Here is a 10,600-nt window from a genome sequence, read left to right as displayed (position 1 = left end):
CAGATAATTGGCTTGTCGATTTGACTTTGAGATAGTCAACGGCTTGACTCAATTGGTCTTTGGTGGGATTGTCAAGGTCATCGCACTCGACAGCGATCGCTGCCGACGTATAATCGTCTTTAGTAAATCCTTGATAACCCTGTTTGTACAAACGAGCGCGGACGTTATTAGTAAATTTGTCAGACATGATAATTGCTCCTTAAAGGGCTAGTGTTAAAACTTCGATGGTTGCGGATTTCATCGTTTGCGAACGCTTGTTAATTGCCCATTTAGCAGCAATAAACGCAACAAGGGCTAAATCCTTGCAGTGGTAAATATTTTCAGCACTGAAAGATAGTCCGGCTTTCTCAAACCAGTAGTAACGAGTGCTGCGCGGTACGTCGTCAAGGTTGATTTTTAAATAGTCTGCCAGCGCAACTAAAAAACTCTTGCCGTTGTAACTAGCGTCTAATTCATAAAAGTGCTTGAAAACTTGCCAACGCTCATTAAATCCTTTGCTAGCAGGGGTTAGCGCACCGTAACGCCGCCGAATTCCTGCAAATGTCTCAACTATTTTTTGAGCCGAAGCTGATTCCACATCTAAGCTAAAACGCTGTTTGAGAAAAGCTACTACTCGATACCAAGTGATATCTGAAATTTCTTTACCCATCTCGCGCTGATAAATCTGTTTCAGGTGGCGATACTTAGCTGAATATACTTTTGTTGTCACACTACCTCCGTACTACTATTTAAGTTGGTCAAAAATTAACTGGACATCCGGTTATGCCAAGGTATTTGATATAGCCCTGAGTCTGAAGAGAGGTATTTGATATAGTCCTGAGTCTGACGACTATCAATAACCTTGGATCTTGGACTTTGGACGGGCTTTAAAACCCAAAGTTTGTCGTCTATAACCACGTAATAACAGGCTTTGTCAGCTTTTAAGACATACTGACACTTTCTCGTTTACCCCCATGAATACGCCCCAGTAAGCCTAGTTAGAGCATTCATGTATGGGAAAAATTTATCGCTCCGAGTTAGAACAAACTCAACTGTATTGAGTTCTTAGTTATCTCTGCTGTGTGCTGTTTATATAAGCTCGGCACTTCGTAGCAGCGCCTTAGCACCTTGTCACGATTGAGCTTTAAGTCAGCAGTCTTAGACTGACGCGCTAAAGGGCGGAAATAGTACTGGGTGTATCTGATACTGTCGCTACTGGTTAAATATCTGTACAGGGTTCCATTAATCCAGTAAGTTTTGCTCTGGCTCAATAGCGTGACGCATCCTACAAGCTCTTTATCAATCATCATTTTTATCTCCCGCGACACACGCGCCTGTTAAGCTTGCACCCAAGAAGACCGCAATTGATGCGATAGCACTTCCTTCAAAAATTTTGGCGTTGTAGATCCATGTGGGTTGATATTGGTCGCCTCTACTTTCTTCAATGCGATCAACGCCGTGACAAAAGATAGTACCAACTACCATAAAACCTGTTGTTAGTAAGCTCAGAATTGCTACTTCTGACGCAGCATCTTGAATGAATGAGTTAATCTTTTCACGCCAAGTAATTACACGGCGAATGTGCATTACTGGCTTTTGTTCTAGATATGAATGCCACTCTTCATTAGTAAAATTCAAGGGCTTGGAATCACAATGAACGTGAAAGTCAAGTAGTTCGCCCACTGCTTGTATTGCATCCCCTATCATCACATCTGGAGAGTATTCTAGTTGTCTGAATTCTTCTGAATCTCGGATTTCTCTGAGCCAGCGATCTACTGCTTCTAACCTTCGTAATTGGTTTTGGTGGAGCATAAATCTTTATCCTTCTTTTTGTTTATTTCTGTGGACTTTGAATTGCTTACAAGCCCACTCAAAGCTGTAGTTGAGAGTGTCTGCAACCGCAAGCATTCCTCAAGATTCATTGCTTGCAGGATGCTTGCGTCTACAGTCTGTGTCCATCTTTTGAAAGCGACAGTTGCCCAAGTTCCATTGATTTCTGAGATTTGCCACCAAACTGAAAAAGGCAACTTTTTAATATCGATATCCATACTTGGTCTATGTAGTTTTCAAGGTTCAGACACGCACAATTCCCGCGACCGCAGATATAAAGCGACCGCTATGCAGATAACCTGTGTTCGTAGCTAAATAATCGTGTTCGCCTGAGTTATTGACGCATCAATAACCCAGGCACTATGATATTAGTACAGGATGAGTTGCAATGTCAAGATAAATGACCATATAAAGCTAGCCGACAATTGCAAGCTTAACTGGCATAGTGTTAAATGGGAGTCTGATAATACCAGACACGTTGCTATGCCAGTTCGTAACACTGTGAGGAGGTTTATTGAAGAAAAGCTCAAAATCACACGCTATCAATTTATGAAAGAGACGGGACTATCAAAAACCACAGTGTACGCACTGTGCGACAATCATGAGCAAATACCCAATGGAATAGCACTTAACAAAATCTGTGACTGTTATAAAATCCAGCCCTGTGAGTTGTTGGAATGGAGCGAAGATTAAGCGAAGACTCTGACCGTTGGCTGTTAATTCAAAAATGTAGCAAGGGCTTCACAGTAAAGGATGTAGCTTGATGATGGAAATTCCCATACACCTATTAGGTAAACTCTTTCAAAAATGACGAAACCCGCTCGACCGGGAAGTTAAGCGGGTTCCATCATTTGAAAAATTCTCACGGGTAACTCCGAAACGAATTGTCTGTGGTAGGACTTTTCGGAACCGCGATCGCTAACTCTATGTTAACTAGTTGTGCGGTCGTGTTGCAATAAGAAGTTACCCGGATTTTGAAAAATTCGGAGTAAGAAAAAGTGAATCATACACAGACAACTGCAACGCTGACTGCTAATAGACTTACAGACAGACATTATAAGGAGTGCGTAACAAACCGGGGCTTGTGTCCTGAGTGGATAGCTGTTAACTGTCGCTCAATGGAAATCAAAGAAGCGACCCAGCGCTTAGGATACACAGCGCTTTCTGCTGGTATCTGGCTAGAAGGAAGCAACGGTTTTGGGCAGTACCGCCCTAACAAGCCCTGGAAAAGCCCAGACGAGAAGAAAGCGGCCAAATATCGGACAGCCACTAGGGAAGAATACGATGCAATGCTACCCCGTCATCCTCATAATCCAGGCTACTGGAAGGATTTAGAGGCGCTCAAAGCACTTTGCTATCACATAAACGGTCATCCCTGCTTACTTCTCTCTGAGGGGCTATTTAAGGCTCTAGCCGGCTGTTCTAACGGATTCCCCACAGTTGCCCTCGCTGGTGTTGAACAGGGATTAACATCCGCCAAAAATGACCCACAAAGCAAACGTTACCTAGTCGATACCTTAGAATTGTTAGCCCGTGCTAAGTTTGGATGGATTATTGCATTTGATGCCGACGAATCCACCAAAGCTAACAAAAATGTGATTGCAGCACAGAGAAAACTGGCTTGTCAATTAGCTAAGTTTAAAGTGCCTGTGTACATTGCCACAGGCTTATGGAGTGCAGCAGAGGGGAAAGGGATGGACGATTACATTCAGTCCAACGGCGGCGACGCTTTCAGAGACAAAGTGTTACGATTAGCTGTTAACTTTGAAACTTGGGAACGTCAGTTCAAAGAAGACGATTCTGATAACAAAACCTTGTCAGAGTCGGTTTTTGCTGCACAAATCGCCGAAGATTACCGCGCTCGTCTTGCTTGGCACGTAGCAAACAAAGCTTGGTACTGGTATGAAGCAGAAAATAAACGCGGGGTCTGGGGTGAAATTCCCGTCGAAGAGGCGATGTCAATTGTTTTAACAGAGTTAGAAACGCGGACACGCCATTTTTCCAGCAAGTTTGTCAACGGCGTTTTGACTTTACTCAAGGCCAAGCTCAGGGTTAATCACTGGGAAGTCCGCAAAGGCTTTATTTGTCTTCAGGATTGTGTGCTTGATGTTAATACCCTCAAAGAGTATCCACATGAGCCGGGATACAGAATGCTTAGTCAGCTACCTTTTAAATGGGCTGACCGCAGTGTAGGTTGTGAAACAGTTAAAGAATGGTTGCTCGAAGCTTGCGAAGGTAAAGCTGACTGGGTGCAAGTAATTCGCGCTGGCATCAATGCGACCGTCACCGAACGCGGCGGAGAGTTACAACGATTCATGGAACTAGTGGGCGCTGGCGGCACTGGCAAAGGTACTCTATTACGGCTGGTACAAGCGCTACTTGGCAGGGAAAACTATGCAATTACAGAACTGAAGCAGTTGGAGCAAAACCGCTTTGAAACTGCTGCTCTCTACGGCAAGAAAGCTGTGTTTATCACTGACTCTGAGCGCTACACAGGTGATGTTAGCACTCTCAAGAAATTGACCGGCGATGATGATCTGCGACACGAGAAAAAAGGAATCCAGCAAACAGGCAGTTTTAGATTTAGTGGCGTGGTCTGGATTGCCGCTAACGAAATCATTCAAAGCAGTGATTACACTAACGCGCTGGCCCGCCGTCGTCTATCAATGCCTTTTGAGCGGGTGGTTCCTCAAAATGAGCGCCGCCCTTTAGAAAAGGAATTTCAACCATACTTGCCTGGGGTATTGCAATGGGTTTTAGAGATGCCAGCAAAAGATGTCGCCGCTTATGTGGGCGACACTAACAAACTAGTACCTTCACTCGCCTCATTTAGCACAGAGGTATTATTAAGCACTAATCCTCTGGCGGATTGGGCTAATGACTGTCTTTACTATGACCTAAACGCACAAACGCAAATCGGTGATAACGGTCAAAGTGCTGAATTGTTCCTCTATCCTAACTACTGCGAATGGGCGCAGCGTAACTCTCACGGCATCATGACCAAGCAACGATTCTCAGCAATTTTGCTCAATCTGCTGAAGTCTCAACTCAATATTAATGCCGCAAAAGTCAGAAACAAGAAAGGACGTTTTATCACTAAAATTGCTATTCGGCAACCAGGACATGACTTTCCGCTCTTAGTGTCAGAAAAAGATGCTGACCTAAATGCTGACCTTAGTAACAGTAGTGCTAACCCAGTGCTGACTGAAATGCTAACCGAAAGTGTTGATAGTGCTGATTTTCAAGGCGGTGCTGACCTTTTTGCTAATAGTAATGCAGTTGACACCACCAACCAACACTACTTGATGGACACTACTAGCAGTCAAAATCAGGAGGATAAGCCAGCACAGTCAGCACATCCAGCACCAGCAAGAGTTTCAGCCAGCACCCATGCCAGCACCACACAAAAAGAAGTCAGCACCACACAACGAATTATTGAGGCTTGGGAAAACAAGTCAGCCTTGGGCGAAATCGTTCTAAGCCTTGATAGTGCTGAATTACAGCAAATAGTCAAAGGCTTCAGCCCTGAACGACTCCAATATATTAAGGACGCAGCTAATAGCGTATGGCGATTAGGGGCAGATTCATTAGCTGATTACAACGGCGAACTATTTTACATCTGGGAATGCGGACAATCAAACGATATCCGTATTGGTACTAAGACTCAGCCAGGGGTGAGGGTTAGACGCGCTCATCTGCGCCCTTGGTTGGGCATTTGATTAGAAAACAGATCCAGTCTTTAGTATTAAATATTGGACACGAGTTAGATCGTTCCCATACTTTAGGGCTGGCTATTGACGGTAAAAAGGGCGTTGTCAGGAGCGTTAAAACTGAGCATTATAAAGGTAAAATTTTTACTTGATTTGTCTTTGACTTGATTAACTAGCCTTAAACCACATCTATTACAAGTGTCAAGAAGAAGGGTGTGGGGGGTAGGGTGTTGGGTGTAGGGAAGACGGCAAAGGTCTGGGCTTGAAACCCTGACCAACGCAATCGTTTTAAAAGACGGGGCTTGTACCGAATCTATGTTGTTGGGGCTATTTCTTCCCCCACACCCGACACCCGACACCCCGCCCCAACGGGGCTTGGTCATGTAACAAGAGTAGGCTTATTGTTTTGCAGTGAGGATTAAACATGGGGAAAGCACAACGGCGTAAAAAAATTGCCAGGAGTGGTAACGGTATTACTGAAGAAACAATACTGATGGCAGGAGCAGTACAACCCAAAGATGAGGCTTTACCGCCTGCCATAGTTTGGGGTGTGCAGCTTGGAAATATCCACGATTACAAACGATTGTTTATGGGCAGTGTGCATTTCATCAACAGGGGTTTTAATCCAGCTAAGTACCTGTTTACCACAGAGCAGTTTGATAGAGTTTTGCAATCTTTGATTGACCAGAAAACTTTAGTTTTTCGGGATGGAGGATACTACCTCCATCCCGATATTCAACAGATGGTAGACGAAGAATCTGGGAAAAAGTTCAGCCCAAAACTGAGTTAAATCTACTGATTTCTGAAAAAAATAACCGCACTACTAGAATAAGATGCGGTGCTAAAACAACTTATCAAGTTGAATACAACGGCAAAAACAATCAAATAATCGTAGCTAAAATCCACTTATCTTTTGCGGTTAGGGTCAGTACCAAGATATCGTTCAACGCGCTGTAACTTGGTATTAGTAAAACCTGTGCGTGACCAAATAGCTTGTAGATAATTATTGAAATCATCCGATATTTTTACTGGAATAAATTGATTGAGTAGAAAGAAAATTGACAAACTAAATAATGCAGAAAACAACCCCATCGTCCCATATTTTCCTATGGGTTCAGCGCGATAAACCTCTTTCTCTATGGTGATGGGTTTGGGGGGAGGGCTGTTCTTCAACTCCTGAATAACCGTAGTCAAGTTCTTCGTGTGAATCAACAGATCGTTCCAGTTCGACTTTAACTGTGATATTTCGGTCTTTAGCCCTTTGAATTCTAAGCTCTCTAATGTCGATGAGGATTTGCTTATACTCTGTGACTGACTCAGTAAGTGAGTTAATTCTTGCCTCAAATTCTCGTTGCTCTGCTCGAACTCGTTCGAGGAGAGATTCTGATTCTTCAATTCGGTCGTCAGCATCTCGATTGTCACCATCGCTTTGCTGAGGAGTTGATTCTGAATTAAATTCGTTTGCGCCCATGCTTGTAACTCTGCCCTATCTCTTTCGCGTTCAGTTTTCTGTGATTGCTTAAAACTGTCAAACTCTCTATATAATCTTCCCAGTGCTATCTTTACCTCACCCAGATCACTGCTCTCTATCGAATCGGCAGTTTCAGGATGAAGATTGCTGTGATTGCCGTTGCCATTATTGTTGTTGCTCATTAGTTTTCTTTTGACCCCGACGAGAAGTAGACGCAGTGACTTTCGCTTGCTTTGAAGTTGAGGTGTTCGACTCAGCAGCAACCAGAACTTCTAGTTGTTGTAACCCTAGATAAGCTCCAGCTTTTTCAAGCTCTGGTTTCGCCTGATCCAAAAATCCACTCACTAGCAGGTAATCCCCAAAAGGAAAACCATTCTCTTCAGTAGCAGCCGAGTAAGGTAGACCTTTCTCTGTCAACGTGTCAAAGGTCGAGTAGTCTAGCTCTGGCATTTCTATTTCTATGCCTTTTAGTTCGGCTATCGCTCCCGATGTTTTACTGTTCTCCCAACGCTGAAAACCTGAACCTTTATCCCAACACAGATTTTTCACTATTACATAATCTGCTTGAGCGCCGCAGAATTCAGCCATAGTTTTTAAGCTAGTGATGACTGAATAACCAAGGTTAAGCACAGTCACCAGCGTTACTCGATAACCCAAATCACCTGCAATTTTGAATAGCCCAAACTTACTGATAATCTCCCTGGTTTTATTGCTTGATGCCCCCGGCATATCTACTATTATTGAGTCCGGTGATTCGGCTTTGATTTCCGTAAAGAAGCGTTTCGCCTCTGCCACCTCCAGGAAATTCAGCAGCCTTACCCCTGAGCCAAAGTTTTGATAGTACTCGTACAGTTCAGGATTCTCTGTATCTGCATCATAAGCTAGATAGTTAATGCCCTTTAAGTGCATTACATCCAATAGCAAGCGAGTAAAGGCAGTCTTACCTGTACCACCCTTGCCCCCCAGTATCATCACGATACGTTTCATAATTCACTCCTATCAGTGATATTAAATTGGGAAGAAGTATTAGTATTTGCTTTCTTTCGTTTACTAGTTTTAGTTGATGATGAGCCGGATGGTTCACTACTATCAATTGGTGAACTATCCGGCTCTACTGGTAAAACCGAGTCATTATTTGAGGTTGAAGAATCAGTTAATTCTGGCTCGGAGTCAGAATTAACTGATTCTTCAACCGCTTTAGATGATGATGAATTACTCGAACTATTCTCCATTACTGTTGAAGCTTTTTTATGAAAACTCTTCAGACCACTGGCCGCTAGTTCTACCCCATGACCTTTAAACACATCAGAAACATCTTCATAAGAGTAGCCAGCGTCTAACATCTCTTGAATAGGTTTAGCCAAACTGAGAACTAAATCTGACAGACTGATGGTTTTAGGTGTTGCCGCTTTCTGTTTGAGACTGGTTTGAATATCTTCTATTTTTGATAAAGGAACAGCTTTCGGTTTGCGCGGCATATCTAGCAATAGTAATAAATTATTCCATTGTAAAAAAAACGTGGTCAGAAAAAGTTTAAGTTTCTTGTCGTGATGTGACGAATATCAACAAGAAAGGGTTTGTTTCTTCGTGAGGTAGACTAGTCTAAAAAAGCAGTTACCCATGAATCAACATTCTTAGTATCAAAGGCTGTTGGCAGCATTGTTAAATAGACCCTGCCCCCGGTTACACCGAGGTTGTTGCACAGAGTCAATCGTGGTTCGCCAAAGTCTCGTACTCCCCCAGTCTCCCGTTGTGCCCCCTGGTTCTGGTTTACCCTAGCCCGTCGTGGGGGCATAGGCAAGCAATACGCCGTAACGCACTACGTGCTACTTTACCCTCCGGGTAAAGCGGCGTGGTTGCTTGTTGGGGGTGTCCCCCAAACCCCCCTCGAACAGGTCTATTAAAGGGGAAGAGAAGTCAACAAGAGGTTCCGGGTTATTCGCCTACCTGCTCGGCGCAAAGCGCCGTAGCAGCTACAGCGAATAACCCGGTGAAAAAGAAAAATTCAAATAATCAAACTCCTAACTAGTTATGCAAGCCGACCCTCGTACCAATCTCAGTAATCAACTAGCTGACACATTAACCAATCGGTCAGTAGCACCAGATTCTAAGCGAGAAGTAACCATCACGTTTAGGGCTAGCTATGCCGAGAAAGCTAGGTTAGAGCAACGGTGCAGTGGAGTGGTGCAAAGCGATTATATTAGAGCGAGATTATTTGACTACCCTTTACCACATCCTAAATTAATCATTCCCGAAGTTAACCGACAGGCTATCTATGAATTAAAAAAGATTGGCAATAACCTAAACCAACAGACTAGAGCTATTAATGAAGCTGTGAAAATTGGTAGTCAACCGTTGACGGTGGAGGTGAAATCATATCTGAAAACTCTTGAAGAACTGACAGCGCTTTTAGAACAGACTCGCCAATCACTCACTCAACCTACGGTAGAGGCGCAGCGCAATGATTACCAAAGTCAAAGCTAACAAATCATTCCGTGGCACTACTAAATATGTGCTTGAGAAAGAGAAAGCCAAAATTATTGGCGGGAATATGTACGGTCAAAGCACTAATGAACTGGTAGAACAGTTTACCCTATCAGCCCACCTTAACCCCCAGCTAAAAGACCCTTGCTATCACTTAATGCTTAGTGTACCGAAAAATGATAGAACGCTAAATGATGACGAATTAGCTAATCTATCCCAACGGCACTTTGCGAATGTCATTGTGTTGTCGCGGCTTCAAGGTGATGAATCCCAAGTCAAACAGCCAGATAAAAGGATAGTTGATACCAAAATGAACCATCTAGTTGATGAGTTTATAGAATCAGAATTACCAGCTTATGACTTCTTTATAGCCCGGCACTCAGACAAAGAACACGACCACACCCACATTGTTGCATCTAGAGTTAATAACCTAGATGGTAAATCTATTCGTACCTGGAACAATTACGCCCATTCGGAACACTCCGCCCGACTACTAGAGCGAGAATTTCAGCTAACCCCAGTCCAAAGTAGTTGGGAAAGTAAGCAAAAGGCTATGACTCGTAATCAGCTTGAACGGGTCGAACACGATGGACTTCCCGGCGAAGAAATAATGCGCCGAGCAATTGAGCAAGTGGCAGTAAATAAACCCACAATGCCCCAGCTAATTGAGCAGTTGTGGAGAGAGCATCAAGTCAAAGCTATCGTTAGTTATTACGGTCATGGCGGGGTAAGGGGTATTAAATTTGGTATTGATATTGGCTCAGTTAATGAAGATGGTAGCCCCCGTTTGCTCTGGAAACAGGGAGGTAATCTCAATAAATATAAGTGTTCCTTTACAAAGCTCCAGTCCGAATTGGGGATAAACTACTACCCCAAACGGGACGATAGCGAAATTAAACGTTTAAATACTTTCTTGGAATCTTTAGATAATAAGCCAGTTAATCAACAACTAATATCAACCATCTTCCCGAAAGAAGCTCAAGCTATAGCCGAAACTAAACACCAGCTAAACCAAGCTAAATCAGATGCAAAACAACGAGCAAGTTCAGAACTCATAAATACAATCTCTAACTTTATTGAACAGTCAGCAGTTGATGATGCCTTGGTTGAAACGTTACCACAATTA

General features: G+C 43.3%; 13 protein-coding genes. 5 read left to right on the top strand and 8 right to left on the bottom strand.

The annotated features are described in order from the left end of the window. The 4 genes from ACFE90_RS10500 to ACFE90_RS10485 form a co-directional block, all read right to left on the bottom strand. Nucleotides 1-187: hypothetical protein (locus ACFE90_RS10500; protein ID WP_375500183.1), on the bottom strand; the 187-nt coding region annotated here is incomplete at its 3' end. A 12-nt stretch (nucleotides 188-199) separates the two neighbouring features. Continuing rightward, entirely contained in the window at nucleotides 200-709 is a 510-nt protein-coding gene (locus ACFE90_RS10495) for a hypothetical protein (RefSeq protein WP_375500181.1), read from the bottom strand. A gap of 569 nt (nucleotides 710-1,278) precedes the next feature. After that, entirely contained in the window at nucleotides 1,279-1,791 is a 513-nt protein-coding gene (locus ACFE90_RS10490) for a hypothetical protein (protein ID WP_375500179.1), read from the bottom strand. Further along, nucleotides 1,761-2,027 (bottom strand): hypothetical protein, encoded by a 267-nt coding sequence (locus ACFE90_RS10485; protein WP_073642923.1) that lies wholly within the window; start codon nucleotides 2,025-2,027, stop codon nucleotides 1,761-1,763. The genes ACFE90_RS10490 and ACFE90_RS10485 overlap by 31 nt, the downstream gene beginning before the upstream one ends. 160 nt (nucleotides 2,028-2,187) lie before the next feature. On the opposite strand from ACFE90_RS10485, the gene ACFE90_RS10480 reads away from it, so the two are divergent. The 3 genes from ACFE90_RS10480 to ACFE90_RS10470 all read left to right on the top strand — a co-directional run bounded on the left by ACFE90_RS10480 (nucleotide 2,188) and on the right by ACFE90_RS10470 (nucleotide 6,309). Further along, complete coding sequence (locus ACFE90_RS10480; RefSeq protein ID WP_375500177.1) at nucleotides 2,188-2,502, top strand: helix-turn-helix domain-containing protein; 315 nt, start codon at nucleotides 2,188-2,190, stop codon at nucleotides 2,500-2,502. A gap of 305 nt (nucleotides 2,503-2,807) precedes the next feature. Further along, entirely contained in the window at nucleotides 2,808-5,528 is a 2,721-nt protein-coding gene (locus ACFE90_RS10475; protein WP_375500175.1) for a DUF3854 domain-containing protein, read from the top strand. A 415-nt stretch (nucleotides 5,529-5,943) separates the two neighbouring features. Beyond that, nucleotides 5,944-6,309: a hypothetical protein gene (locus ACFE90_RS10470; protein WP_375500173.1), complete on the top strand. Its 366-nt coding sequence runs from the start codon at nucleotides 5,944-5,946 to the stop codon at nucleotides 6,307-6,309. A gap of 116 nt (nucleotides 6,310-6,425) precedes the next feature. On the opposite strand, the gene ACFE90_RS10465 is transcribed toward ACFE90_RS10470, so the two are convergent. From ACFE90_RS10465 to ACFE90_RS10450, 4 genes are all read right to left on the bottom strand, one after another. Next, complete coding sequence (locus ACFE90_RS10465; RefSeq protein WP_375500171.1) at nucleotides 6,426-7,172, bottom strand: hypothetical protein; 747 nt, start codon at nucleotides 7,170-7,172, stop codon at nucleotides 6,426-6,428. Further along, nucleotides 7,156-7,977, bottom strand: coding sequence for a hypothetical protein (locus ACFE90_RS10460; protein ID WP_375500169.1), 822 nt, complete (start codon nucleotides 7,975-7,977; stop codon nucleotides 7,156-7,158). The genes ACFE90_RS10465 and ACFE90_RS10460 overlap by 17 nt, the downstream gene beginning before the upstream one ends. Further along, a complete protein-coding gene (locus tag ACFE90_RS10455) occupies nucleotides 7,974-8,468 on the bottom strand; it encodes a hypothetical protein (protein ID WP_375500167.1) in 495 nt (164 codons plus the stop codon). Before ACFE90_RS10455 ends, ACFE90_RS10460 begins: the two co-directional genes overlap by 4 nt. Nucleotides 8,469-8,587: 119 nt before the next feature. Beyond that, complete coding sequence (locus ACFE90_RS10450) at nucleotides 8,588-8,785, bottom strand: hypothetical protein (protein ID WP_375500165.1); 198 nt, start codon at nucleotides 8,783-8,785, stop codon at nucleotides 8,588-8,590. A 236-nt stretch (nucleotides 8,786-9,021) separates the two neighbouring features. Between ACFE90_RS10450 and mobC the strand changes: the two genes are divergently transcribed. Beyond that, nucleotides 9,022-9,474 (top strand): plasmid mobilization relaxosome protein MobC, encoded by a 453-nt coding sequence (mobC, locus tag ACFE90_RS10445; RefSeq protein ID WP_375500163.1) that lies wholly within the window; start codon nucleotides 9,022-9,024, stop codon nucleotides 9,472-9,474. Beyond that, on the top strand, nucleotides 9,452-10,600 hold a 1,149-nt coding region (locus ACFE90_RS10440; RefSeq protein WP_375500161.1), incomplete at its 3' end, for a relaxase/mobilization nuclease domain-containing protein. The genes mobC and ACFE90_RS10440, both read left to right, overlap by 23 nt.

Source organism: uncultured Nostoc sp., assembly GCF_964245445.1.
Lineage (GTDB): Bacteria > Cyanobacteriota > Cyanobacteriia > Cyanobacteriales > Nostocaceae > Nostoc.
The sequence above is the reverse complement of the archived record's forward strand: the minus strand, read 5'-3'. Positions and strand labels throughout refer to the sequence as shown.